The organism is Halalkalibacter okhensis (genome assembly GCF_000787375.1).
Classification (GTDB): Bacteria; Bacillota; Bacilli; order Bacillales; family Bacillaceae_D; genus Halalkalibacter; species Halalkalibacter okhensis.
On record NZ_JRJU01000034.1, the window covers coordinates 1 to 26,178 of the forward strand.

General features: G+C 35.8%; 24 protein-coding genes. 23 read left to right on the forward strand and 1 reads right to left on the reverse strand.

What is annotated here, in order from left to right; all coding sequences use genetic code 11:
- Positions 1-184: 184 nt before the first annotated feature.
- Complete coding sequence (locus tag LQ50_RS18785) at positions 185-949, reverse strand: IclR family transcriptional regulator (protein WP_052144859.1); 765 nt, start codon at positions 947-949, stop codon at positions 185-187.
- 201 nt (positions 950-1,150) lie between these two features.
- On the opposite strand from LQ50_RS18785, the gene LQ50_RS18790 reads away from it, so the two are divergent.
- The 23 genes from LQ50_RS18790 (at position 1,151) to LQ50_RS18900 (ending at position 26,162) form a co-directional block, all read left to right on the forward strand.
- Positions 1,151-2,317: an MFS transporter gene (locus LQ50_RS18790; RefSeq protein WP_034632221.1), complete on the forward strand. Its 1,167-nt coding sequence runs from the start codon at positions 1,151-1,153 to the stop codon at positions 2,315-2,317.
- 99 nt (positions 2,318-2,416) lie between these two features.
- Positions 2,417-3,409, forward strand: a complete 993-nt coding sequence (locus LQ50_RS18795; protein ID WP_034632223.1) for an ABC transporter substrate-binding protein — start codon at positions 2,417-2,419, stop codon at positions 3,407-3,409.
- A gap of 293 nt (positions 3,410-3,702) precedes the next feature.
- Positions 3,703-4,482, forward strand: a complete 780-nt coding sequence (locus LQ50_RS18800; RefSeq protein WP_052144860.1) for a class I SAM-dependent methyltransferase — start codon at positions 3,703-3,705, stop codon at positions 4,480-4,482.
- Between the two features lie 43 nt (positions 4,483-4,525).
- A complete protein-coding gene (nikA, locus tag LQ50_RS18805) occupies positions 4,526-6,145 on the forward strand; it encodes a nickel ABC transporter substrate-binding protein (RefSeq protein ID WP_034632225.1) in 1,620 nt (539 codons plus the stop codon).
- Complete coding sequence (gene nikB, locus LQ50_RS18810; RefSeq protein ID WP_034632228.1) at positions 6,145-7,092, forward strand: nickel ABC transporter permease; 948 nt, start codon at positions 6,145-6,147, stop codon at positions 7,090-7,092. Before nikA ends, nikB begins: the two co-directional genes overlap by 1 nt.
- Complete coding sequence (gene nikC / locus LQ50_RS18815) at positions 7,085-7,912, forward strand: nickel ABC transporter permease subunit NikC (protein ID WP_034632285.1); 828 nt, start codon at positions 7,085-7,087, stop codon at positions 7,910-7,912. The genes nikB and nikC overlap by 8 nt, the downstream gene beginning before the upstream one ends.
- A 12-nt stretch (positions 7,913-7,924) precedes the next feature.
- On the forward strand, positions 7,925-8,734 hold the full coding sequence (locus tag LQ50_RS18820; protein WP_034632230.1) for an ABC transporter ATP-binding protein: 810 nt from the start codon (positions 7,925-7,927) through the stop codon (positions 8,732-8,734).
- The gene (locus LQ50_RS18825; protein WP_034632233.1) at positions 8,731-9,501 is read left to right on the forward strand and encodes an ABC transporter ATP-binding protein; all 771 of its coding nucleotides are present in this window, start codon (positions 8,731-8,733) and stop codon (positions 9,499-9,501) included. Before LQ50_RS18820 ends, LQ50_RS18825 begins: the two co-directional genes overlap by 4 nt.
- A 26-nt stretch (positions 9,502-9,527) precedes the next feature.
- Positions 9,528-10,043, forward strand: a complete 516-nt coding sequence (locus LQ50_RS18830; protein WP_034632235.1) for a GNAT family N-acetyltransferase — start codon at positions 9,528-9,530, stop codon at positions 10,041-10,043.
- A 134-nt stretch (positions 10,044-10,177) separates the two neighbouring features.
- Positions 10,178-10,606, forward strand: a complete 429-nt coding sequence (nikR, locus tag LQ50_RS18835; RefSeq protein ID WP_034632239.1) for a nickel-responsive transcriptional regulator NikR — start codon at positions 10,178-10,180, stop codon at positions 10,604-10,606.
- A gap of 215 nt (positions 10,607-10,821) precedes the next feature.
- On the forward strand, positions 10,822-11,916 hold the full coding sequence (locus LQ50_RS18840) for a Bug family tripartite tricarboxylate transporter substrate binding protein (protein WP_034632241.1): 1,095 nt from the start codon (positions 10,822-10,824) through the stop codon (positions 11,914-11,916).
- A 16-nt stretch (positions 11,917-11,932) separates the two neighbouring features.
- A complete protein-coding gene (locus tag LQ50_RS24480) occupies positions 11,933-12,619 on the forward strand; it encodes an isochorismatase family protein (RefSeq protein WP_052144861.1) in 687 nt (228 codons plus the stop codon).
- Between the two features lie 363 nt (positions 12,620-12,982).
- Complete coding sequence (locus LQ50_RS18850; protein WP_052144862.1) at positions 12,983-14,128, forward strand: MFS transporter; 1,146 nt, start codon at positions 12,983-12,985, stop codon at positions 14,126-14,128.
- Between the two features lie 107 nt (positions 14,129-14,235).
- Positions 14,236-15,327 carry a zinc-dependent alcohol dehydrogenase gene (locus LQ50_RS18855; RefSeq protein ID WP_034632244.1) on the forward strand — a complete coding sequence of 364 codons (1,092 nt, stop codon included), beginning with the start codon at positions 14,236-14,238 and terminating at the stop codon, positions 15,325-15,327.
- A gap of 88 nt (positions 15,328-15,415) precedes the next feature.
- A complete protein-coding gene (locus LQ50_RS18860; protein WP_034632245.1) occupies positions 15,416-16,909 on the forward strand; it encodes an aldehyde dehydrogenase family protein in 1,494 nt (497 codons plus the stop codon).
- A gap of 212 nt (positions 16,910-17,121) precedes the next feature.
- A complete protein-coding gene (locus LQ50_RS18865) occupies positions 17,122-18,405 on the forward strand; it encodes a Rieske 2Fe-2S domain-containing protein (protein ID WP_034632247.1) in 1,284 nt (427 codons plus the stop codon).
- 47 nt (positions 18,406-18,452) lie between these two features.
- Complete coding sequence (locus LQ50_RS18870) at positions 18,453-18,989, forward strand: cupin domain-containing protein (protein WP_034632248.1); 537 nt, start codon at positions 18,453-18,455, stop codon at positions 18,987-18,989.
- A 29-nt stretch (positions 18,990-19,018) separates the two neighbouring features.
- Positions 19,019-19,639 (forward strand): cupin domain-containing protein, encoded by a 621-nt coding sequence (locus LQ50_RS18875; RefSeq protein WP_034632250.1) that lies wholly within the window; start codon positions 19,019-19,021, stop codon positions 19,637-19,639.
- 122 nt (positions 19,640-19,761) lie between these two features.
- Complete coding sequence (locus tag LQ50_RS18880; protein WP_034632251.1) at positions 19,762-20,682, forward strand: LysR family transcriptional regulator; 921 nt, start codon at positions 19,762-19,764, stop codon at positions 20,680-20,682.
- The gene (locus LQ50_RS18885; protein ID WP_034632252.1) at positions 20,679-21,584 is read left to right on the forward strand and encodes a LysR family transcriptional regulator; all 906 of its coding nucleotides are present in this window, start codon (positions 20,679-20,681) and stop codon (positions 21,582-21,584) included. Before LQ50_RS18880 ends, LQ50_RS18885 begins: the two co-directional genes overlap by 4 nt.
- A 440-nt stretch (positions 21,585-22,024) precedes the next feature.
- Positions 22,025-24,064 carry a tripartite tricarboxylate transporter permease gene (locus LQ50_RS18890; protein ID WP_052144863.1) on the forward strand — a complete coding sequence of 680 codons (2,040 nt, stop codon included), beginning with the start codon at positions 22,025-22,027 and terminating at the stop codon, positions 24,062-24,064.
- An 83-nt stretch (positions 24,065-24,147) separates the two neighbouring features.
- Positions 24,148-25,263, forward strand: coding sequence for a Bug family tripartite tricarboxylate transporter substrate binding protein (locus tag LQ50_RS18895; protein WP_034632253.1), 1,116 nt, complete (start codon positions 24,148-24,150; stop codon positions 25,261-25,263).
- Positions 25,264-25,358: 95 nt separating this feature from the next.
- Positions 25,359-26,162 (forward strand): NAD(P)-dependent oxidoreductase, encoded by an 804-nt coding sequence (locus LQ50_RS18900; RefSeq protein WP_052144864.1) that lies wholly within the window; start codon positions 25,359-25,361, stop codon positions 26,160-26,162.
- Positions 26,163-26,178 lie beyond the last annotated feature (16 nt).

The window sequence follows — 26,178 nt, forward strand, 5'->3', positions numbered from 1 at the left end:
GAACCTCTCTAATAAGAGAGGTTCTTTTCTTGAATGTTGATGAAATTGGCAATTGGTGTAAACAAACCTAATTTGAGTTGAGTATTATTAATAAATGTGTTCCCATATACGGGAATATATAGCTGTAATTATATTTCGGGAATTTTATAATGAAGTTATCAACCCTATTGGTACATATCGCCCATTATTCCATAATTAGATTCTCAGTTATTAACTCACTATGATGTTTAAGCTCTTTTACCAAGTATTGTAATTGTCCGGATAAAAACTGGTTCTTTAATCCAGTTACACTTAATGAAGCAATCAGTTGATTAAAATCATCAAATACTGGCACAGCTACTGAACAAATACCTAACCGTAGTTCTTCATTAGTCAATGCGTAGCCACGTTGCCTTATTACTTCTAGTTCCGTTATCAACTCTTGCTTTTCTGTAATGGTATTTGTTGTATATTTTTTACGAGGTCTATCTAAAACACGATCAATTTCTTCATCACCTTGATAGGCTAAGAGCATCTTTCCTACAGCCGTACAATAACATGGAACTCTATTCCCTGTATCTGAAATCGTTCCATAATCATCTCGAGGAATTTTTTTAGAAAGATAAACAACCCCACCACGATCATATACACCTAACCTAGCAACTTTTCGTGTCGATTCTACCAGTCTCTCAATGATAGGGGTAGCAGCATGGCGTATCTCGACGGTGTGATAAAAAAGAAAACCAAGCTCAAAAGCTCCAATACCTAATTTATACTTTTGGCTCTTTGGATTTTTTTGAACCAAATTAGTTTCACATAAAGTGTTAATTAAGCGGAAAACAGTACTTTTAGCAAGGTTTAACTTATTACTAAGCTGTGTAATTCCTAGTTCTCTATTGTCTGGTGAGAACTCTTTAAGAATACGTATCGCATTGTGAACGGATGATAATACTTCTTTATTCTCTTTCATTACTAAACCCCCACTTAATAATGTTAATGTGTGTAAAGGCTTTCAAAAAAATATACATATAATGTAACATTTCTAATAGGGATTTTCAATTGTTTAATCATAAAATTTTGAATTCTTTGTCGATGTGTGTTTGTGTTAAAAGACTTAGTGATTTGGTAATAACGATATTAATTACAATTTAAAGAGAGGAAATGAACAGTTATGAAATTCTTTTATTTGATTTTATTTATCCAAGCTTTGTATAGTATAGCCCTGCATGGAACAAGGCCGATAGTATCACTATATGCTGATTCACTTGGAATCTCTATAATTACAATTGGTATTTTAGTTTCTAGTTTTGCATTAATCCCAATGTTACTGGCAGTTTCAATTGGAAAGTGGTTAGACCTTTTTGGGGCAAAAAGAATATCAAGTATCGGTGCATTTGGAATGTTATTGGCACTATGTATACCAGGTATAATCCCTAATATTGCAACGTTATTTATCTCTCAGTTTCTTTTTGGGTTATCTCATTTATTTGTTTTAGTGTCGCTTCAAAAAACAGTTGGCAATTTGCCTGGGAATAGAGATAAACTAATTGCGACATTTAGCCTCGCTGGTTCACTAGGAGAATTATTAGGACCTCTTATTTCTGGATTTAGTTATGAATATTTCGGGTTTCAATATACTTATTTTTTAGCTGCTGCTTTAGTATTGATTTCCCTCGGATTTACTATTTTCACAAAAAAGAAAGCATGGGGGACAACAAGTCAATCTCCTAAAAAGCAAAGTCCTTCGTTGGTATTACTAAAAGATAATATTAATTTACGGAAAGCGCTTATAGTAAGTGGTTTAGTTTTATTTTCAAAAGATGTGTTTGTGGCATACTTTCCTATCTATGGAAAGGGAATTGGCATGAATGCAAGTCAGATTGGGATAACTCTATCTTTTATGGCGGCGATGGCGATGGTTATTCGCTTATTACAATTTCATTTAGTAAGAAAGTTTGGTAGAAGTATTATTCTTACAACTACTCTTCTTATCAGTGGAGTAGCCTACATGACATTACCATTCACAGATATCCCATTATTATTAATTGCCATTGCCATTATACTAGGAGGGGGCCTGGGATTAGGGCAGCCACTTAGCCTTGTTTTTGCTTTAAATGTTAGTCCAATTAACCGACAGGGAGAAGTGTTAGGAATGAGACTTATGTTTAACCGTGGTTCTCAATTTATTGCTCCTTTTCTCTTTGGAGGAATAGGGAGTCTTGCAGGCCTGTCTTCTATATTTTTAGTGAGTGGTGGTATTCTCTTAGTTGGCGCGTATTTTACACGTTTAAAAGAAGAAGAACAACAAGAGAGTAAAAAAGAAAGGATGAGTCTATAAAAATTGTGCTATATATGAGAACAAAACCTTTGTAAATCAATTAATAAAATTTATTGTAAGAGTAGATTGAAAGATATTTATTTATTTGGAGGAGATGAAATGAGTAAATTGCAGCTCTCTTTTGGTTGTTGGGACTATGATCGTATTAGTGCGTTAACAGATGGCACGGTAAAGCCTGAAGGAATTGAGCTAAATTGGCTCAATATGCCAGTTGAAGAAACCTTCTGGAGAATGATGAGACATCATGAATTTGATGTTGCTGAACTATCTTTTTCTTCCTATTTAATTGCACGTGATCGAGGCTTTCCTAACTTTTCCGCGATCCCAGTATTTATGTCCAGATCTTTTAGACATTCAGGGATCTATATTAATAAACATTCAGGAATTAAAGAACCAGCTGATTTAATAGGAAAGAGGATAGGAATTCCTGAATATCAATTATCGGCATGTGTTTGGATTAGAGGAATTCTTCACCATGAGTATGGGGTTTCCCCATCAAGTGTATTCTGGTATACAGGAGGTCAGGAAAAAGCAGGAAGAATTGAGAAAATCAAGCTAGAACTCCCGCCAGAAATTAACATTCAACCAATTAATGAGGATCAAACATTAAATGAAATGCTCGAGTCTGGTGAAATTGATGCATTTATCGCTCCTAGAGCACCTTCTTGTTTTTTAAATGGCTCACCGAATGTAACCCGCCTTTTCACAGATTTTGTTTCCGAGGAAGAGCAATATTTTAGAAAAACGGGTATCTTTCCTATTATGCATGTAGTAGCGATTAAAAATGAAATATTGGAGAAGAATCCATGGGTTGCGGCTAACCTTTATCAAGCATTTGTAAAATCGAAGCAAAAAGTCTATGAAGGGTTCAACCAAACAGCAGCCTTAAAGGTGACATTACCTTGGTTGGTTTCTGAGATCGAAAGAACAAAAGAAATTATGGGCGAGGACTTCTGGCCATATGGATTGGAAAATAACAAAGCGACATTAGAAGCATTTGTAACATATTCGTATGAACAAGGACTTATAAAAAATAAGTTAAAAGTAGAAGATCTATTTGTGAAATCTACTCAAGAAGAATATGTGATTTAATAGAAGTAATTTAAATTTAAAACAACCTAGTATGAAGATAAGAAAATGATTAAGCTACCACAGCTAAAACAGCTGTGGTATTTTTCAGGAAAAATAACAAGTTAGTCTAATATAGACAATGCTTTTAGAGTTGAATGAAATTATTAATCAAGCAATTAAAACGCCCAAAAGAGAAATATCGTGTTATTTATTTACAAATTAGTGTCACGATCTTATGATTAAAACAAATAGAAGGAATATTATAAATGATTTGATTTATTTGACTTTTATAAAAATTGAGGGCGGTGTTTTTAGTGAGAATTGAAAAGCAAGGTGTCATGCAAGATTGGGATAAAAGAGCTGAACAATATACGCAAAGAAGTGAATATCACTTAAAATCAGAAGAACAAAAAGCCGAGTGGAAAGGGACACTAGATAAAATCATTGATAATAAATCCTCCTTAGATATGCTAGATGTGGGAACTGGACCTGGTTTTTTAGCACTGTTACTAGCTGAAATGGGACACAACTGTACAGGAGTTGATTTATCAACTAAAATGCTAAAAATTGCACAAAGGAAAGCGAATGCTAATGATTTGCAATGCCGATTCCTACATGGGGATGCAGAGAAGCTAGACTTTGAAGATCATTCGTTTGATGTGGTCATTAACAGGCACTTACTCTGGACCTTACCACACCCTGGAGTTGCATTAAGAGAATGGGTACGTGTTCTAAGGCCAGGAGGAAAACTAGTAATTTTCGATGGTGACTGGACGACCCACAATATGGACAAAAGACGAAAGTATAAGCAATTACTCGGTAACTACTTAGTTATGATTAGTGAAAAACGATATACACTCAATTGGAGAAAAAGATATAAAACTAGGATTAACAACGAGAAACTCCCTTTTGAAGGAGCAGATGAAGGAAAGGTGATGTCATTAATGGAAGCAGCCGGTCTTTCTAATATTAGTACCGCTTCGATGGAGCATCTCCTAAAAGTTGATTCGAAAAGTTTTCCGTTAAAGTATAGGCTGTCCTTTATAGAACCTTACCAACGGTATATTGTAATTGGAGAGAAACTAGGTCATTAATATATTAAAGACGATTAAGATTATTCAAGAGGAGTTGGATAAAGTGAAGCCAGTTTATAATTTTATATTTATAATATTAGTTTTAGTTGCAGGTACCATTTTAGCTGCATGTAATGAAAAGACTGTAACAGATTCTAAGCAAATTCAAGGGGAAACCTCAGAAAATACAAAAATGTTAACGTTATCATGGGATAAAGACATTGGCCCCTTAAACCCTCATATGTATTCACCAAATGAAATGTTTGCTCAAAATATGGTATATGAGCCACTCGTAAAGTATGGTGAAAACGGAACAATAGAACCTTGGTTAGCAGAGGATTGGGAAATCTCTAAAGATGGGAAAGAATATACGTTTTATTTAAGGGAAAACGTTACATATTCAGACGGCTCAAAGTTAAGTGCAGAAAATGTAAAAATGAACTTTGATGCTGTGTTAAATAATGCTGACAGGCATAACTGGATTGAAGTGGTGAATCAAATTGAAGAAACAAGTGTAATTGATGATACTACTTTTAAAATTACTTTAGCAAATGCATATTATCCTTTACTCCAAGATTTAACACTTATTCGACCGTTTCGTTTTCTTGGTGAAAACGGCTTTCCACAAGACGGAAATACTGCAGAAGGTATAGAAGAGCCTATTGGTACAGGACCTTGGGTACTGAATGAATATAAAAAAGATGAGTATGCTCTCTTTAAAGTCAACGAAAATTACTGGGGAGAACTTCCTAATGTTCAAGAAGTAATGATTCGAGTCATTCCAGATGGAGAGTCTAGAGTACTTGCGTTTGAAAATAAAGAAATCGACCTTATTTTTGGTACTGGTTTGATTAGTCTAGACTCATTTAATTTTCTAAAGGAATCAGACCAGTATGAAACAGGAATTTCAGGACCTCTCTCTAGTAGAACGTTAGCAGTTAATTCAAATAAAGGTCCTACGAAAGAACTGAAAGTACGCCAAGCTATTCAGCATAGTTTTAACAAACAAGCTCTTATTGATCGTTTGTTTTATGGAACAGATCAAAAGGCTGATACTCTATTCGCATCCAATGTACCATACAGCGACCTTGGATTAACTCCATACGAATATGATCTTGAGCGTGCTGATCAACTGTTAAATAAAGCGGGCTGGGAATTAGCTGAAGGAGAGACCTTCAGAGAAAAGGATGGAGAAATTTTAGAGTTAGAGTTAGCATTTAGTTCCACAGATAATATACAAAAAGCAATTGCAGAGACTCTACAAGGAGATCTACGTCAAGTTGGTATCTCACTTAAGCTCATTGGCGAAGAGGATCAATCTTATCAACAAAGACAAAAAGATGGAGATTTTAATCTTATTTTCAACAATACATGGGGAGCCCCATACGAACCGCATACGTTTGCTTCTTCGATGAGAGTTGTAGCACATGCTGACTATCAAGCTCAAATTGGATTATCTATGAAAGCAGAAATTGATCATGAGATAAGTGAAGTTTTGATAAGCTCAGATGAAGAAGTTAGGAAAGAAAAGTATGAAAATATTTTGAGTACATTACATGAACAAGCAGTCTACTTACCAATTTCCTATAGTACAAATATTGCTGTCTATCATGATTATGTAAGTGGTGTTGAGTTTCCACATATGAACTATGTTCTACCGTTGGAAACGATTGATGTTGAATAATGTTAGGATTTATCTTGAAGAGGCTGCTTAGCCTTATTCCTATACTATTTGGTACATCATTTATTACGTTTTTGCTCATTCATTTAGTACCAGGGGACCCAGCTGAGGCTTATCTTCGTCTGTCGCAAATTCCACCGACAGACGAAGCAATCGAATATATTCGTCATGAATTAGGTTTAAATCAACCTTTGTTTGTACAATACTTCACTTGGCTGGGGAATGCTTTTCAATTCGATTTTGGTACTTCATTTGTTTCAGGTGACCCAGTTTTTGAAGAAACCATTTATTACTTACTTCCGACGGTACAGTTAACTTTTGTAGCATTTGTTGCAACCATTATAATCAGTGTTCCAGTAGGAGTATTCTCAGCTGTATATAAAGATGGTGTTTTCGATCAAATTAGTCGACTGTTTGCCTATATAGGGGCTTCAATGCCGTCCTTTTGGCTTGGTTTTCTCCTAATTTACTTTTTTTCCTATAAATTAGGGATTTTTCCTACAGGTTCGAGGGGAACACTAGCACACTTGGTGTTACCCACGGTTACTCTTTGTTTCTTATATACTTTTACGTTCACCCGGCTATTAAGGTCTAGCATGTTAGAGCAAATGAAACAGCCTTTTATTTTATATGCAAGAAGTCGAGGATTGAAAGAAAATATTGTCATTGGAAAGCATGTGTTAAAATTGGCTGCTCTACCATTTATAACAGCCTTAGGAATGAGTATAGGCCATATGCTAGCTGGGACTGTCATCGTTGAAAGTGTCTTTTCTTGGCCGGGAATTGGTAGATACTTCGTGTCGGCTATTTTAAATCGTGATTATCCTGTCATTCAATTCAGCGTATTGCTATTGACGATCATTTTTGTATTCGTGAATTTATTAGTAGACATTATATATGCATATCTGGATCCTCGAATTAGGTGGAAAGGGGATCATGCAAATGATTGAGATGATTAGAAGAGTCGTTTTTCATCATAAGCTATTGTTCTTTAGTGGGGCAATTATTGTATTTATAGCATTTGTAGCTATATTTGCCCCTTACCTTGCACCACATGATCCTAACTTAGCACGTATAGAGCTACGACTTTTAGGTCCATCTAAAGAATTTCTATTGGGAACAGATCATCAGGGAAGGTGCATCCTCTCACGATTAATGTATGGTGCACGTTATTCATTAGGAAGTACACTTCTCGTTGTTGTCATAACGATGTTAATTAGTATTATTATCGGTACATTTTCAGGGTATCAGGGTGGAAAGGTCGATTATGTTTTTATGAGGTTTTGCGATATTATTCTAGCTTTTCCAGGGTTAATCTTAATTCTGGCGTTTGTTGGAATTATTGGACCAGGATTGTTTAACCTTATTATTGCTATGATACTTATTCAATGGGTTAGTTATGCACGAATAATTAGGGGGATGGTTTTGAGCTATAAAGAGCAATTATTTATTAAGGCAGCTAAAATGTCAGGAACATCAAATTCGAAGATAATTATCCGACATATATTACCTGGTATACTGCCTCAAATGATTGTATTAGCATCTCTTGATATGGGTACGATTCTATTACACATTGCAGGTTTTTCATTTCTAGGCTTAGGTATTCAGCCGCCTACAGCAGAATGGGGTGCGATGCTTAATGATAGTAGACAATTTTTGAGAAGTCATCCATCAATGATGTTCTATCCAGGTCTTATGATCTTTCTTGTGGTAATGGCATTTAACCTATTTGGAGATGCCTTAAGAGATAAAATGGAACATAGAAGTTAGGAGTTGCTGGAGATGTCAAAAGAACCTGTGCTGTCCGTAAATAATTTAAATATTTATATTCCAAATCCAAGATTAGAAACAACAATTCAAGTCGTTCATCAAGCGAATTTTTCTTTATCTCCTGGGAAAGTATTCGGACTTGTAGGTGGAAGTGGATCGGGTAAAACACTTACTTGTCATTCGATTTTGAACTTATTACAAGATGGCATTGATGCGACAGGTAGTATCCAATTGAAGGGGAAGGAAATTTTAAATCTTTCAAATAAGAAAGCAAGAAAAATACGTGGCAGTGAGATTGCCGTGATAACCCAAAATCCAATGTCTTCTTTTAACCCTGTGATCACAATTGGAGAACACATGATTGAAACTGTAAGAACTCATAAAAAAGTGACCCGTAAAGAAGCGAAAGAAATGGCAATGTATTATTTAGAAAAAATGGATTTCTCATCTCCACTACATGTGTTAAAACAATTTCCATATCAATTAAGTGGAGGAATGCTTCAACGTGTATTAATTGCTATAGCACTATTATTGCGTCCCGACGTTATCATAGCAGATGAGCCAACTACAGCACTTGATAAGGTTACACAAAATCAAATTTTGGAACAACTTGAGAAAATTAAACGTGAGAGGAATACAAGCATTTTACTCGTTTCTCACGATCTTGATGTTATTTCAAAATTAGCAGATGAAGTTGCTGTTATGTATGAGGGGAGAATTGTTGAAAGAGGTCAGTTACTCAAAGTTTTTCATCAACCATCGCATGTCTATACAAAAGCACTAATAAATGCAAGTATGCGTCTGAAAAGAGGGATAAAATGAGTCTCCTTGAATTGAAAGACATCTCAAAAAGCTATCAATCTAAAAGTTTCATTTGGGAGAAATCAAAAAAAATAGATGTGCTTAAAAATGTTTCACTTACATTGGATCAAGCAACTTGTACAAGTCTAATCGGAAAAAGTGGTTCTGGAAAGAGTACGTTATCACGAATTATTATGGGGCTTGAAAATGCAGATAAAGGTCAGGTTTTATTTAAAGGTGAAATGATTAACCAGCTAAAGAAAAAAGAGCTAAAAAAGCTAAGAGGTCATTTTCAAATGGTATTTCAAGACCCGTTTAATGCGCTTAGTCCAAAAATGACAATTGCTAAAAGCATTGCTGAACCTTTAATGAATTATAAAATGTCTTCTTCATCTGAGCTATCTGAAAAAGTAGAGGAGCTTTTAGAAGCAGTCGGGCTACAACCTTCCGATGCTACTAAATATCCTCACCAGTTTAGCGGAGGGCAATTACAAAGAGTTAATATTGCTAGAGCAATTGCTCTTAAACCAGAATTGATTGTTCTTGATGAAGTAGTTAGTAGTTTGGACATTTTTGCTCAAGTTCAGGTGTTAGATTTATTACTTGATTTAAAAGAGCAGTTTCGACTTTCATATTTGTTTATTTCTCATGATCTTGATGCAGCTAAATATGTTTCAGATAAATTTGTAGTGATGGATCAAGGTAAAATCATTGACGAGTTATGTGAATTAGATCAGATGGAAGAGTTAATACACCCAGTTTCAAAAGGGTTATTATCACTAGTCTAATTATAAACATTTGAGGAGTGAAAGATATGTTAACAGAAGAAAGAGTGCTTATCAGAGAAGTAAAAAAAGAAGAAGTTCCACAAGTAATAGATTTTGTTCTAAGAGTTTTTCATGAAGTGTATCCTTTTCAATTAGGGGAAGCTTCAAAAAAACAATTGTTAAAAATGGAAGAGAAATACCTCAACCAAAAAGATGCTCTCTTTGTCGCAGCTTTTAATCAATCTGGTGAAGTTATCGGAACTATTTCAGTACACCGTTACGATAATCGAATAAATACTTTACACAATCGCTATGATTTGAGTAAGACGTGTGAAATTAGTAAATGCTACATCGATAAAAACTATCGCAGATACGGGATTGGTACATCACTGTTTCAAGAAGCTGTGAGATTTTGTCAAACAGAGGCTCTATATGAAACCTTATATTTGCACACTCATAAGTTTTTACCCGGAGGTTTTCCATTTTGGAAGTCAAAAGGATTTTCTATTGTCTTAGACGAAAACATAGAAACAGAGATCGTTCACATGGAAATGCAATTATAATATCAATTTATTGCTCTACTATAAACCCCAAAGAGTATACTAATTGATACTAAATGTATGTTATATAAATGTCATAGATCTTGAACTAGACCGTTTGATATACAGTTGTACAGGAGGAAATGGTGGAATGAGTTATGAGTAATAATTTATCTCGTTTTGGTGTTGCGATGCCACAAGATTTGGTGAAAAAGTTTGATAAGTACTTAACAAAAAAAGGGTACAGCAATCGCTCAGAGGCTTTAAGGGATTTAGCGAGAAGAGTTGTGTTAGAGAGTGAACAATCAGATTTAAATAAAGTTGTAGCAGGAACAATCGTTATTATCTATGATCATCATCAGAATAATGTAGTTTCTAAGATAATGAATTTACAACACGATTATCATGAAGAAATCATATCAACAATGCATATTCACCTCACGCATGCAGAATGTTTGGAAGTTCTTGTTGTAAGAGGGAAGAAGAAAAGATTGGTTGACTTACATGAAATAGTGGAAGCGCAAAAAGGTGTAACATATTCAGAATTATCTGTTACGTTTATTGATAATAGTGAAGATGAAGAATGATAAAGATTTTTATTTGAAGTTTACTCTCGTAATTGGAGTAAGCTTTTTTGTGTATGCAGAAGAAATAATAATTAGATTATTAATTATTTATATTTAAAACGGTTTGATAAAAAGTTTCGAAATCTTTATCTTAATTATCTTAATAAGGATAAATAAGAGGGTCTAAAAAGGAGGGGTGATGTACTGGCACTCGAAACTATTTAGGGGGGTAAATAATGTCGAGAAGTAATTTGTTATTAATCAGTTTTGTGATGTTGTTTAGTCTAATGCTCATTGGATGTTCAACAGAGAAGGCAACTGAAGAAGTGACGGAGAGTGTTGCGATACAAAACAAATTACCTAAAGAAGAACAAAATGAGGATTTGAAATCATTCTATGAAGGGAAAAGAATTTCCTTTATCGTTCCGTATGATCCAGGGGCTGGTTATGACATGTATGCTAGAATGATGGCTCCATATATTGAAGAGTACACAGGAGCAAACGTTGTCGTTAATAATTTACCGGGTGCTGGTGGAATGAGAGGGGTAAATGAACTTTACGGAGCACCTTCGGATGGATTAACGATCGGAATCATGAATGGGAGTGCGATGGTGACTAATCAAATAGCGGAGATTGCCGGTGCTAGATACAACTTAAGTGAATTTGGCTATTTAGGCCGTATTGTTGCAGACACTCGAGTATTAACTATGGCAGCAGATGGCCCATATCAAACATTTGAAGATATCTTAGATGCAGGGGGCGCCGTAAAGTTAGGAGCAACGGGATTGGGAGGAAGTACTTATGTTGATGCAGTAGTTATCAGTGAAGCATTGGGATTAAACACTGAAGTATTACATGGATACGATAGTGTAGTTGAACCAGCTATTTTAAGAGGAGAGGTTGATGGTACTTGGGGATCGTATGGAAGTCGTAAAGTTTCTATTGATGAAGGAATTACAATCCCTATTTTACAAAGTGGAAATAAGCGTAATGATGAGTTACTAAATGTACCAACGGTGTCTGAAGTGTTAGAGAAAGCAGATAACCTAGAACGAGCTTCAGCCATTATCGAAGTGTGGAATTCGTTAAATTCAGTTGGACGGCCGCTAGCGGTGCCACCTGGGGTTCCGAGGGAGCGCCTTGAATTTCTTCAAGAAGTCTTTGATAAAGTTATGGCTGATGAAAGGTTTATTGTTGAAGCCAAGCAATCTGATCGAGATCTTTTGTATGCATCTGGTGAAGAGATGCTAGAGATTGCAATTGCTGCAACAAAAATTGAGGATGAAGAAGTAAAGCAAATCATAATTAATGCTATCGAAGGTGAATTATAATTGGAGGAGAGAATAAATGGCAAAAATTTCAGAGTTTGAGAACCATTGTTGGAGAGATATAATGCATGAAGATATTCTTCAAATATATAAATCATATGAAAGAGAGACTTATGTTGGCTCTAAGGTAGCACTATTAGCAGTAGACTTATATAACCTAGTATATGATGGGGGTCCTAAACCTGTCATTGATTTATACAAAGAATACCCAAGCTCATGTGGTATACATGCTTGGAGTGCCATTAAACCGACTGTGGAATTAATTGAAACAGCACGTTCATTAGAATTACCAATCATTTACTCAACGAAGAAAACAGGGACTGGCAACAATTCAACGTTTAGAAGAAGGAATAATGAAAGTGGTCATTCATATGAAATTAAAACAGAGTTTACGCCTAGTAAGCAGGATTTAGTCATTGAAAAAGAAAGAGCGAGCTGCTTTTTTGGGACAGAACTAGCTGATTATTTAAGAAGCAAAGGTATAAATACAATAATTATTTTTGGAGAAAGTACAAGTGGATGTGTACGGGCTACTGTAGTTGATGCATATTCAAATGGCTTTCATCCAGTCGTTGTTGAAGAGTGTTGTTTTGATAGGAGCATGCTTTCACACAAAGTCAATCTATTTGATATGCACCACAAATATGCTGACGTTATGCATGTGCATGAAGTAAAGGAAGAATTATTTAAAAATAATCGTATATAAATATGGTTTGAATCACATAGGAAACTTGAAAGGTTGAACTATACATGGTCGGCATTCTCTTTTGGAGAATGTCCTTTTTTTATATTTGAACTTCTGCTTACAAAGAACCGTGTTCCGCTCAATAGAAAGTAAGCTATTAATACCGGAAAAATTAGTTTGTAATTAAGTGTACGTTTTATAGAGTTTTTTGTAATCAGGATATTATAAATTTAGGTGGAGTTAATTTAAGAATAATTAAAAAGAATATCAAACAAGAGTTAATTTACTGTGAACCATGGACTGGGATTTTTGATAACAATTCATATTTCAAGAAATTATTTTCTATTTAAGAGTAACCTCAACTAATTACGGAGGGGGATAACCGTGTATATCATTCTTCTAGTTATCCATTTCCTATTTCATACTTCTTTATTTGCATTAAAGCCAGTTGTGTCTTTGTATGCAAATTCACAGGGAGCCTCTGCTTTAACAATTGGAGCCCTTGTATCTGTTTATGCATTCACACCCATGCTGACAGCGTTATATGTCGGTAAGTGGTTAGACCGCTTCGGTGCAAAAACGATGATGTTTATAGGTTCGAGTCTTACGCTGTTGGCTGTCTCCATCCCTGTATTCAATGTAAGTATCCCGAGTATATTTATTACCCAAATGTTACTAGGTTTTTCGCAAATATTTATTGTTGTCTCCATTCAAAAAACTGTTGGGAATTTAAGTGGGTCGAGAGATAAGTTAATTGCTACATTAACTTTTGTAGGTTCTGGAGGATCGCTAGTTGGCCCATTAATTGCAGGGTTTACGTATGACTTATTCGGTGTGAAAGCTGCTTTTGTAACTATCGTTTGTCTTGTTAGTATTGGTTGGTTCCTAATTTTACTGTTGAGAAAAGAGCAATTTCCTAATTTTAAACAATCATTAAATAATACAAGTGAGTCTTCTTTTAAGTTGTTAATGAATACTAAGTTGCGAAATGCGCTGTTAATCGGTGGAATGGTCTTGTATTCAAAAGAATTGTTTACTGCATATTTCCCCATTTATGCAAGTGGTGTGGGGGTTAGTGCTAGCTTGATAGGGATTATTCTTTCCATTTTAGCGGGAGCTTCTATGGTTGTTAGGATCATTCAACATCATCTAGTGCACAAATTTGGAAGAAATCATATTTTATTTACGACTATGGTTGTTAGTGGGTTAAGCTACGCCCTTGTTCCATTGTATCAAGACCCTATACCACTTATTATTTTAGCTGTTTTTTTAGGTGCCGGACTCGGACTCGGACAGCCATTAAGTCTAGTATATGCTATTAATAACAGCCCAGAAGGTCGTCAAGGTGAGGTTTTAGGGATGCGAATCACAATTAATCGAGGAGCACAATTTATTGCTCCAATCCTTTTTGGAATGATTGGTTCTTTTGCCGGAATATCACCAATATTTTGGGCAACAGGTGGATGTCTCTTAATGGGCACCATGCTAACACGACGAACGCAAAAGGAAAAGAATGAGGATGTTCCTTAAATTTATGTACCATATGAAAGAACGGAGAATTTTATAAAAAATTAATTTCAATTATCCTAAAAATGTAGAGAATTTATTATGTTGTTGATTTGAAAGGAGGTTAACTCATGTCTAAAAAGGCAGTCGCAGCGGTTGCGGTAAACGTGAGAGAAACTGAAATTCGTAAGTTTGATTTACCTGAGATTGGAGAAGATGAAGGGCTGTTAAAAGTAGAAGTGGTAGGTGTTTGTGGGACAGATGTAGACTATTACAGAAAAAAACAATCGCCAAGAATTCTTGGGCATCACATTGTTGGAGAAGTTGAGGAGATTGGTGAAAAGGCAGCTAAGAAATGGGGAGTTGTTCCGGGAGACCGGGTTGTAATGGAAGAGTATATTCCTTGCGGCCAGTGTAAGCATTGCAGAACGGGATCATTTCGTGCTTGCGAAGAAACCGATCCTAGAAAAAGTGGAATTCGCTATGGGGCAACTTCTTTAGATACAAAACCTGCCTTGTACGGAGGGTTTGCTCAATATATTTATTTACACCCAAATGCAGTACTCCATAAAATCTCAAATGATATTAATCCAGTTGAAGCATCATTTGCATTGCCCTTATCAAATGGATTCGAATGGATGTGCATTGAGGGGAAAGTTGGTCCAAAACAAGTAGTATTAATTCAAGGACCTGGTCAGCAAGGACTAGCTTGTGCTTTAGCTGCAAAGTATGCTGGAGCAGAAGTAATTGTAACTGGAAGAAATACTAGTATTAAAAGATTGGAACTAGCAAAACAATTAGGTGTCGATCACATTATAAATATTAGTAGCGAGGACATAGTTGAACGGGTGAAAGATATAACAAATGGGAACATGGTGGATGTTGTTCTTGATGTGACCTCTGGGGGAGCAGGCCCTGTCACTTCATCGATTGATGTTGCTAAAAAAGGTGGTTGTATTATACTCGGAGCTTATAAATATCAATTGATACCAGATTGGAATATTGATGAGGTGATTAAAAAGACTTTAACAATAAAAGGGGTTAGAGGCCATAGTTATCAATCAGTCGAGATGGCAATCGATTGTATTGCGTCTGGTAAGTTTCCAATTCGAATAATGAACTCTCATAATTACCCATTAGCTGAAACCGATCAAGCTTTAAAAACTGCTGGTGGAGAAGGAGAACCGAACCCATTACTTGTAACTGTTTCCCCATGGTCATAAAGTAGAGACTTCAATAATATCTAGTAGTCTTTTAAATTATAGTAGGGTACAAAAAATGTAAGTGCTTTCTTTATGGGGGGAGGTAGTAATGAATTTACCTTTTGAACAAGCATCTGATTTATTGAATTTTGCTCAAGAAAAAACAGATGGTTGGAAGATGTTTATTGGTGGAAAATGGGTAGACAGTACTTCTGGTAAGCGTTTTGTTTCATATGACCCTTCCACGAACCAACCATTAGCTGAAGTGCCAGAAGGTAATGCAGAAGATGTCTCTAAAGCTGTCGAAGTAGCAAAGGATGCATTTCCTAGTTGGAATAAACTTCATATCGATGAAAGAGGTGTAATTTTAAGAAGGTTTGCTGACAAAATCCGTAATTGGGCTGAGACGTTTGGCATGCTAGATGCTCTTGATAGTGGAAATCCATATGAAGCTATGGTCGCAGATGCCAAAAAAGGAGCAGGATTACTAGACTTTTTCTCGGGATTAGGAATGGAAATTAAGGGACAGACGATCCAGACTCCAGGTGGGGGACTAAACTATACAAGAATGGAAGCTTTCGGGGTGGTAGGTAGGATCTTACCATTCAATCATCCAATATCATTTGCAGCAGGAAAGATAGCAGCGCCACTTGTTGCCGGAAATACAGTTGTACTAAAACCAGCGGAACAAACACCATTAAGTGCTCTTTTATTAGGGAAGCTTGCAGAAGAATGTTTACCGCCTGGGGTTTTAAATATAGTAACTGGTGATGGTCCGAATTGTGGTTCAGCACTCGTAAGGCACCCTCATGTTTATCGAATTGCTTTTACAGGAGGAGTCGAAACCGGAAGACGAATTATACAGGATGCAGGAATCAAAACGGTTTCGTTAGAGTTAGGTGGAAAGAACCCGTTAATTATTTATCCTGATGCGGATGTAAAGAAGGTTGCAGCTGCAACTGTTGCGGGAATGAATTTTTCTAGGTCTCAGGGCCAATCTTGCGGATCAAATTCAAGAGTATTTGTGCATGAGACTCAAAAAGGTGAGTTTTTGAAAGAAGTAATAAGCTTAGTGAAAAAAATAAAATGTGGAATGCCAACCAATCCAATGATTGATATGGGACCAGTCATTTCAAAAGAACATTATAACCGTGTTATGTCCTATATAGAATCTGCAAAAGAAGAAGGCGCTGAATTAATAATTGGCGGGCGGCATCCACTAAATCCAGAGTTAGAAGATGGAAACTTTATTGAACCAACTGTTTTTTCTGAAGTGAAACATGGAATGAAGATCGAACAAGAAGAGATTTTCGGACCTGTTATGAGTGTTCTTTCATGGAATGATGAAGAGAAGATGTTGTATGAAGTAAATGACGTTGAATACGGACTTTGCGCTAATATTTGGACAAATGATGTTTCACGTGCATTAAGAGTGTCTGAGCGAGTTGAAGCTGGCTACGTTTGGGTAAACGGACATGGGGGCAAACGCTTTAAAGGGGCTCCATTTGGTGGATACAAAAATAGCGGGATCGGCAGAGAGCACTCTCTTGATGAATTAATAAGTTATACACAAATTAAAAATATTAATATTCGCTACGAATAATTTTATCAGTTGATTAAAACTTAGGAATGGGAACGATTGGAATCGTTTGTTACGATTTATATAGTGTTAATATAGCTTTCTAATTAAAAATCGAAATCTTCCGAAAAATAAGGTTCTATATAACGGAACTAACGATTTCTCACCCTAATTGTGCCATTTATAATTAATAATAGAATGATTAAACTTTTAAACAAACTAGGGGAGTGGTTGTAATGGTATTAAAAGCAGAAGTAAATGAAAGATTATGTCGTGTTGGTGAAGGGACACCAATGGGAGAGGTATGGAGAAGATATTGGTTTCCAGCTTTATTGTCAGAAGAAGTTCCAGAGCCAGATTGCGATCCTGTACGTGTGCAATTACTAGGTGAGAAGCTAGTAGCCTTTCGAGATTCGAATGGAAAAGTAGCTTTGATTGATCGATATTGTCCACATCGTCGAGTTGAATTATTCTGGGGGAGAAACGAAGAATGTGGGCTCCGTTGTGTATATCATGGTTGGAAATTCGATGCTGAAGGAAATTGCGTAGATATGCCTAACGAACCAGATGAAAGTAATTTTAAAAATAAAGTGAAAATTAAGTCTTATCCTACTTGGGAAGCTGCTGGAGTTGTCTGGACCTATATGGGACCTGAAGAAGACATGCCTCCTAAACCTAACTACGAATGGTTAAGAGCACCTGATAGTTTTGTTCATGTTTCAAAAACATTTGAAAGCTGTAACTGGGTTCAAGGTCTCGAGGGTGGTATTGATACATCACATTCATCCTTTGCACATAATGAAAACATTCATGATAAAAATGCACTGAGAACTAGAGTGAAAAATCCAAAACTAGAAGTTGAAAAGGGTCCATCTGGATTTACTTATGTAGGTATCCGTGATTTAAAAGAGGATGGTGTGTATATAAGAGGTTACCAATTCATTATGCCCGCACAGCAAATGAGAGGGGCAATGGTGAAATGGAAAACGGGTGAAATGGAAGAGTTTCCAAGTATTGCAGGGCATATTTGGGTTCCAATTGATGATGAAAAGACATGGGTTTATAACTTTATTTATAGTGGGTCTCCAGATGTACCATTCACTGAGGAATTTGTAATGGAACATGAGAGCCAATTTGGAAGAGGTCCAGAAGACGTATTACCAGGCTATAAATTAAAACGTAACCCTTCTAATGATTATTTAATAGATCGAGATTTACAACGTAATAAAACATTTACTGGTATTACAGGAATTAATACCCAAGATTTTGCTTTACAAGAAACTTCAGAATTACCATTTACAGATAGATCACTAGAAAAGTTAGGAACTGCTGATTCAGCGATTATTGCTGCTCGTCAACTCCTTCTTGAAGCAGCAAAAGAACTGGAAAAAGGTGAAAAAACTCTTAGAGGTCAAGACCCTGAAACTCATGGAAATGTTCGTGGGTGCGACAAACTGTTACCTCCTGGAAACATTGATTGGCGGGTAGCATTAAAAGAAGATCTAACGGCAAAATTTTAATTGCCTTAGAAATATATAGTAAATGTAAGAAGGGAGATTGGTAATTAATGGGTAATGAGTCGCATTATCATAGTAAAAAAGACCGTATTTTCGTTCGTGGTATTCAAGGGAAATATAATCTCCAAGAGGAATTAGACAGATTACGTTCAGTGCCAAGGGTAAGAAAGGGCAAGGATATTAAGTTTAATGATGGACCACAAACTTTTAGTAAACATTATATGGAACCTGTTGATGAAATGACACAGACATTCCATATTCATTTAGAAGAATATGGACCAGGTGGTAAATCACAAAAGCATGGTCATGTTAATGAAGCAGCTTTCTATATCCTTGATGGAAAAGGTTACGAAATTCATGATGAAATTAAATATGATTGGGTAGCTGGCGATGTAGCGATTGTTCACAATAACTGTGTACATCAACATTTCAATGCTAGCAAAACGAAACCAGCTAGAGCATTGGTTATTAAAACGAAACCTATGTATATGTTCATGAATATGCTCTTCCAACAGCAAGTTGAACCAAGACCGACAGAGCCAACACCTGAAGGAGTAGGTTTCCAAGCAAGAGAGCACGAGGAATAATAAATCTATTAATAGGGAGATGATAATTAATGGCTTTTGATGAATCAAATGTGTGGAGACAAGGTGACTTATCGGAAAAATATTATCAAGATTTATTAGATGATGCGACTATTAAGCCTGCACGAGATGCTCAGCGCAAGAAAGTGGTTAAATCTGAAGAAATGCCATGGGAAATGTCTCGTCAAGGTCTTCTTAAACATTTACTTAATGAGCAAATGAATACAAGAATGGAAACCGTTGATGCCTATATGCAAATTATTCCGCCTAACAGCAAATCAGGTAAGCACCGTCATTTAGCAGAAGAGTGTTTGTATGTGCTAGAAGGGAAAGGATATGACTTGCATCAAGATTGTGATGTGAAAATTGTCGATCAATATGAATTTGTTCCACAGGATGAAGTTAAGAAATTTGAGTGGGAAGCAGGAGATTTGATTTACATTCCACCAAACACAATTCATCAGCATTTTAATGCTAACCCTGATAAGCCAGTACGTATGATCTCAGCCATTAATCGAATTTACAAGAATTCAGGATTGAACGACCTTGAACAAATAGAAGATGCTCCTGAGTATGACCCAAGTGTTAAGCTAACTGCAGAGAAGGTAAAAGAATATATTGAAGCTGCTAAAAAAGAAAGCGTTAACAAATAATTATTAATCACCGGTATAACAGCTTCGTTCTAATTAAGGAACGAAGCTGTTATTTTCAGCATCTGGGTCTAATAATAAATAGGCATTAATAAGGAAACCAAACGTGAAGGAGGGTGTTTCGATTGGATTTAGATTCTATCAAATCTTTTATCGTTATGGCAGAAGCAGGAAGTTTGACAGAGGCTGCAAACCGATTATATTTAAATCCTTCTTCGTTAACTGGTCGTATCAAAAAAATAGAGAAAGAACTTGGTGAGCCTCTATTTGTTTTGAAGGGAAGGACATTAACTTTATCTCCAGCAGGAAAAGTCTTTTTAACCTATGCAAAACAATTTATGACAATGGGATTGGATCTTGATAATGAAATTTCAACGTCTCAATACACTAGTAAGAAATTCAGAATAGCTGCGACACCAGTAATTTCAACGTTTATTCTTCCAAAATTAATTAATAAATTTACGCAAAAATATCCCGATTTAGAGATGGATATTTATTCTTGTAAAGGCTATGAAGTTAGAGAACACATACTTAATGATGAAGTAGACTTAGGAATCATTCAAAGCAGTGATTTCTATGAGTCTATAAACTATCAACATTGGTTTTCGGATATTGATATTATGGTTGTATCTGGTCAGCACCCGTGGGCTGAACGTAAACAAATACAGTTAGAAGATCTAATAACACAGCCTTTATTAGCTTTTCAACGACATACAGCCATTTGGAAAAATAGAATAAAATGGATTAAAAAGCAAGGTGTTAATCCGTGGATTGGGATGGAACTAATTCATATTGAGACAATTAAAGAAATTTTATTAAACCAATATGGGTATTCTTTTATTCCGAGCAGCTGTATTGAAAAAGAGTTAGAAGATGGCAGCTTAGTTGAGGTTAAATTAGCTAATTCACCACAGTGGAAGAGAAATACATTCTTTATTACTAATATTAAAGAAAAGTTATCACCTATTTATAGTGAATTTATTGAGTTTTCCTTGGAAGAAACGAAAGAGACTCTTTTAGATCGTGGAGGAAGGTTGATATCATGAACTTAGATATCCAGCAATTAAAAACATTTATAACGGTTGTTCGTGAACAAAATTTCAGAAGAGCTGCAAAGGTTCTAAATGTTTCTCAACCAACTGTTACTATGCGGATAAAGGCTCTTGAACAAATGGTTGGTTCTGAGCTACTTAAGCGACATGGAAATCAATTGACCCTTACCCCAAGTGGTGAAATGGTGATGAAGTATGCTAGTAAGATGCTTTATGTTTTACAAGAAGTGAAAGATCATTTATCAAGTATTCCTGTCTCAAAAGATCGCTACTCAATTGCAGTTATTCCCTCATTTAGCACTTATGTATTTCCAAGAATATTGCAGCCAAGATATTCTCAGGGCCAGTCTCAATACAATGTACAAAGTGCCTCATCAGCAAAAATATTTCAGTTGCTTTCTGATCGGGCAATAGACTTTGGGATTATGAGAGGCCCGGTCAAACAGACTGATCAAATAGAAAGTAAGCTTTTGTATAGTGAAAAAGTGTATTTAACACTCCCTATTAACCACCCATTAACGGAACAAGAAGACATTTATATAAAAGATATCTTAAGTGAAAACATTATCACATATAGAAGAAGGTTTTGGTCAATTTTTTCAAGTAAAGTCTTAGAATTAGGAGGGGACTTTAAACCAAAAATGGTCGTGGATAGTGAAATAACTGCTAAAAAGTTTGTTAAATATAATCTGGGAGTGACTATGCTACCCGAATATTGTATACGTAAGAAGGATTTAGCTACAGTAACTTTTAAGGAGATAAAGGATTTTCATATTAAAAGAGATGCTTATTGTGTGTTTGAAAGAGGACAAAATCGTTCAATTGTTGATGAATTTTATTATTGGGTTCAAAGTACCTTAGAGGAAGATAAGAGAGAGGCCAGATTGAGCTTATAACCTTCATTTTTGTGTAAGGCTTATGAGTAAAGACGTTAACGATAATTTTTACATATACTATCATAAGCCTTATATTAATTAAAAAAGAACGGAGCATTAATAAAAATTAATTCAACAATAGTGAGAAAAAAAGAGTCGATTAATAGACTCTATTTTTTTTGTTTTTTTTCAGTTTATAGAAGTATCTATTGTTATTCTAGCTTATTTGAAGGATACAATTGTTTGGAATTTTTAATTGGCTATTAAATATACATGATCATTTTTTGAATTATTTTTTATAAATTTCTAGTAAGTAGTTTAGTTTATTCTTAGTTTTTATCGAGCGAGATTGATAAATAGTTCTATTGTCCGTTCAATTCCATTATGGAAGGGGGAAAAACAAAATTTAGGTAGAATGAGGTGTTTGATTAATCACTCAAAAAATGTAAGGGAGAGTTGATATGGGTTTTTTTGAGGCGATACTAACTGCATTTTCACAAATATTTGAACCAGGTGTCCTGCTTTATTTAATCATTGGGGCAACTGTAGGTTTACTAATGGGAGTAATTCCGGGGTTAAATGGACATTTTGCTTTAGCTATGCTTATTCCTTTTTTGTACTCGATGGATCCTATTGCAGGTATTGCTTTTTTGTTAGGAGCGCATACGACAGTTACTCAAGGAGGAGGGCTTACAGCTATTTTGTTCAGTACTCCCGGTACTGGGCAGAATGCAGCGACACTACTAGATGGACCTGCGTTGACTAAAAAAGGTCTTGCTGGTGAAGCGTCAGGTGCTGCTTTACTTGCATGCTTTTTAGGTGCGGTGTTCGGAGCATTGGTTCTTGCTGGGATGATTCCATTACTTCAACATATCGTTTTATTATTTGGTCCTCCAGAAATCTTTGCACTGGCTTTTCTAGCTTTAACTTTTATTGCTGTGTTAGGTAAGGAAGACTTAGTTCGAAGTTTTATTGCAGCCTTTCTTGGTCTGCTAATTGCATTAGTTGGTTTAGATGGTGTTACGAATGTGGCCCGTTTTACTTTTGGTTCTATGTCTCTCCGAGATGGATTAAGTTTAGTTCCAGTCATTTTAGGACTTTTTGCTTTATCTGAGATTATTGAACTATGGATGAAAGGCGGTTCTCTAGCGAGTGGTAGAAAACCTTTATCTGCAAAAGATACACAGAAACAAATATTTAAAGGAATGGGAGAAACATTAAAGAGAAAATGGCTTGTAATACGTTGTAGTGGGATCGGGTCTATATTAGGTATTATACCTGGATTGGGTAGTACTCCTGCTGCGTTTCTAGCTTATGCTCACGCGAAACAAACTTCGAATGATCCTGATAGTTTTGGAAAGGGGAACATTGAAGGAGTTATCGGATCGGAAGCAGCCAATGATGCGGTAGAAGGTGGTTCTCTAGCATCTACAGTGGCATTTGGAATTCCGGGTAGCTCTTCTATGGCAATCTTTTTAGGCGGTCTTTTTATACTGGGTCTTGAAACTGGCACTCCAATGTTGACCACAAATTTAAACATCGTTTTCGTCATGATCTTAACTATTATTTTGGCTAATCTTGTGGGAACGATAGTTGGTATGTTTTTGGTAAACCCTTTAGCAAGAGTCACTTTCCTAAGAGGTTCATTACTTGTCCCTATCTTAACTGCGATCATTTTTACAGGCGCTTTCACAGTAAACTATTCTTGGTTTGATATCGGTGTAGTCCTTGTTTTTGGTCTAATTGGATTTATTATGAAAGAACTAAATTATTCAAGGGCAGCTTTATTAATTGGCTTTGTATTAGCACACGCTGTTGAAAAAAATTTATATCTTGCTTTGCGACTAAAAGGTAATCAATTTTACCTTGAGCCTATACCATTGGCATTAATAGCCATAACTTTCCTTTTCTTGGCGTACACCCTTTTCACTATATATCGTAATAAAAGGAAAATGAAGAAAGAAAGCTCATCTAATAGTGTCAAGGGCAAAATTACAACAGAAAATTCACTTCATACTATTACAAAAGCAATAGCTTCTAAGGAAATTCTGTTTGTTGCTGTACTTGGGCTTATCATTTTTATCGCTTTCATACAGGCGTTAAGCTATAGTATGGCCGCAGCACTTGCTCCATACATTGTGTTAACACCATTGATGATCCTGATCCTCATTCAATCTGTTCGAATATTTAGAGTGGTGAGCTTAAAAGATGTTTCCAAATCTATTACGGAACTATTTAACTGGAAAAATGTAAAGATGTTCTCAATCATCTTATGGATGATTATTCTATCGCTCTTAATCTATACAATTGGCCACTATTTCGGGATGATCCTCTTCCTATTCACATTGTTCTATTTCATTTCAAAAGAAAAACTTCGCACTTCAATTCTACTAACTATTTGTACAGTATTAGCAATTTATCTGGTATTTGAACAAATTTTCAATATTGAGTTATATCGAGGAATTATTTACCGAATTTGGCAAGGGTACAACATTTTTTAGTTATTACTTTATTAGAGATACAACGTATCTATTAGAAAGGGGGACCGTTTGATTATTTAATAAATATAAATGGAGGTAAATTTATGAAAAAAAACTCAAAGGTATTATTTATGCTTATGGTTTTTTGTGTATCAGTAGGTTTGCTGTTGGTAGGTTGTTCTGATGCTAGTTCCGGGTCCAGCAGTGAGACAAAAGAACAGGTTAATGTCGAAGGGACAGAAGTAGAGCCAACACAACCTTCAAGCGAAGCCGCAGCAGAATTTTATGAAGGTAAGACGATTAAGTTTATCATACCGTATACTCCTGGGGGAGGGTACGATGAATACGCAAGACTATTAGCTCCGTTTTTAGAAAAACATTCAGGAGCACGAGTTGAAGTACACAACCTTCCAGGAGCCGGTGGAATGAGAGGAGTGAACGAGTTATTTATCTCACCGCCTGATGGGTTAACGATTGGAATTATGAACGGTGGAGCAATGGTCACGAATAAAATTGCCGATGTTGAGGGGGCTGACTATGAACTGGATCAGTTTAGCTATCTTGGTAGAATTGTGAATGATCCCCGCGTCTTAATGTTTTCAAAAAATAGCTTCCAAACATTTGAAGAATCGTTAGATGGAGATAGACCTGTATTAATCGGAGCCACTGGACTTGGCGGAACTACTTATGTCGATGCAGTCATTGTAAGTGAAGCACTGAATTTAAATTGGGAAATTGTCCATGGTTTTGAAGGAGCGGGAGAAATTGAGCAATCTATGTTACGTGGAGAGTTAGATGGTACTTGGGGGTCATTTGATAGTCGGGCAGATTTTGCGGATAGTGGGTATGGACAGTTTGTCTTGCAACGTAAGAATGACAATATTCCAGAATTAGCGGATGTTCCTACTTACTTTGACTTTTTAGATAATGCTGAAGATCCTGAGCTTGCTAATGAGATTTTGACTGTATTAAATGCTTTAAGTGATACAGGAAGACCGCTTGCTACTTCACCTGGAGTACCTCAAGAGCGACTCGAGTTTCTCCAAGATGTATTCAGAAAAACAATGGAAGATCCAGAGTTCTTGGAAAAAGCAGCTAGTGAGAATAGGTTGTTAGATTATGCTTCAGGAGAAGAAATACTGCAGATTATTCAAGATGCAACAATTATGGAAGAACATATTGCAGATATCTTTACAAAAGCCATTCAAGGCGAGATTTAAGCTTTAGTAAATATGGTAATTCCAAAAATAACATTTGCAAGAAAAAATATTCGTCTTAATCGGTAACAAGATTATTAATAAAAGGAGTCTTAATAATGAAAAAAATTGGTTTTATTGGTGTAGGAAGAATGGGTCATGAAATGGTTCGCCATCTTTTAGACAATGAATATGATGTTACAGTTTTTGACATTGAAGAAGAAAATATGGAGAAGTGTTCGAGAATAGGGGCTTCTAAAGCAAAAAGTACAGCAGAATTAGCCGAAGTTACGGATTGCTCTGTCATTATGGTGAATACAGATGAACAAGTCAACGAAGTGGTTGAAGGTTTAATAGAAGGGGCAAATAAAGATCATATTATTGTTATTGCTAGTACAGTACATCCTAACACTTGCATTGAGCTTTCTAAATTGGCTAAGGAAAAAAACGTTCATGTAGTCGACGCACCTGTGGTTTTTGGTCTTGCTGGCGCCATTGATGGAACGTTGATGTCATTAGTTGGGGGGGGACAATCGATTGTACAGACGATCGAGCCAGTTTTACAATGTTATTGTGAAAAAGTGATTCATATTGGAGAAGTTGGAAATGGTCAAGTAGCCAAAACCGTTAACAACATGCTTCATTGGTCTTTTATCGTTGCTAATTATGAAGCTTTGCAATTATCTAAAGAGTATGGAATTCATCCAGCAAAAATGAGGGAGGTCTTATTAGAATGCCCGTCCTCAAGTGGAACTTTACAACGATGGATGAGTCATCGATTAACTTGGCCGCATAAAGATATGGATACAGTAATGACTCTAGCAAAAGAGGCTAATTTGTCTATTCCACTTCATGAAAGAACAGATGATCTAATACGAAAAATGGATGTAAATATGACTCATGGGTTAATTATTAATGACTAATGAAGATGGAGGAATC

Bases quoted from the DNA above. Each gene is read 5' to 3' on its own strand.
- LQ50_RS18785 (WP_052144859.1), bottom strand. From the start codon at position 949: ATGAAAGAGAATAAAGAAGTATTATCATCCGTTCACAATGCGATACGT.
- LQ50_RS18790 (WP_034632221.1), top strand. From the start codon at position 1,151: ATGAAATTCTTTTATTTGATTTTATTTATCCAAGCTTTGTATAGTATA.
- LQ50_RS18795 (WP_034632223.1), top strand. From the start codon at position 2,417: ATGAGTAAATTGCAGCTCTCTTTTGGTTGTTGGGACTATGATCGTATT.
- nikB (WP_034632228.1), top strand. From the start codon at position 6,145: ATGTTAGGATTTATCTTGAAGAGGCTGCTTAGCCTTATTCCTATACTA.
- nikC (WP_034632285.1), top strand. From the start codon at position 7,085: ATGATTGAGATGATTAGAAGAGTCGTTTTTCATCATAAGCTATTGTTC.
- LQ50_RS18820 (WP_034632230.1), top strand. From the start codon at position 7,925: ATGTCAAAAGAACCTGTGCTGTCCGTAAATAATTTAAATATTTATATT.
- LQ50_RS18825 (WP_034632233.1), top strand. From the start codon at position 8,731: ATGAGTCTCCTTGAATTGAAAGACATCTCAAAAAGCTATCAATCTAAA.
- LQ50_RS18830 (WP_034632235.1), top strand. From the start codon at position 9,528: ATGTTAACAGAAGAAAGAGTGCTTATCAGAGAAGTAAAAAAAGAAGAA.
- nikR (WP_034632239.1), top strand. From the start codon at position 10,178: ATGAGTAATAATTTATCTCGTTTTGGTGTTGCGATGCCACAAGATTTG.
- LQ50_RS18840 (WP_034632241.1), top strand. From the start codon at position 10,822: ATGTCGAGAAGTAATTTGTTATTAATCAGTTTTGTGATGTTGTTTAGT.
- LQ50_RS24480 (WP_052144861.1), top strand. From the start codon at position 11,933: ATGGCAAAAATTTCAGAGTTTGAGAACCATTGTTGGAGAGATATAATG.
- LQ50_RS18855 (WP_034632244.1), top strand. From the start codon at position 14,236: ATGTCTAAAAAGGCAGTCGCAGCGGTTGCGGTAAACGTGAGAGAAACT.
- LQ50_RS18860 (WP_034632245.1), top strand. From the start codon at position 15,416: ATGAATTTACCTTTTGAACAAGCATCTGATTTATTGAATTTTGCTCAA.
- LQ50_RS18865 (WP_034632247.1), top strand. From the start codon at position 17,122: ATGGTATTAAAAGCAGAAGTAAATGAAAGATTATGTCGTGTTGGTGAA.
- LQ50_RS18870 (WP_034632248.1), top strand. From the start codon at position 18,453: ATGGGTAATGAGTCGCATTATCATAGTAAAAAAGACCGTATTTTCGTT.
- LQ50_RS18875 (WP_034632250.1), top strand. From the start codon at position 19,019: ATGGCTTTTGATGAATCAAATGTGTGGAGACAAGGTGACTTATCGGAA.
- LQ50_RS18885 (WP_034632252.1), top strand. From the start codon at position 20,679: ATGAACTTAGATATCCAGCAATTAAAAACATTTATAACGGTTGTTCGT.
- LQ50_RS18890 (WP_052144863.1), top strand. From the start codon at position 22,025: ATGGGTTTTTTTGAGGCGATACTAACTGCATTTTCACAAATATTTGAA.
- LQ50_RS18895 (WP_034632253.1), top strand. From the start codon at position 24,148: ATGAAAAAAAACTCAAAGGTATTATTTATGCTTATGGTTTTTTGTGTA.
- LQ50_RS18900 (WP_052144864.1), top strand. From the start codon at position 25,359: ATGAAAAAAATTGGTTTTATTGGTGTAGGAAGAATGGGTCATGAAATG.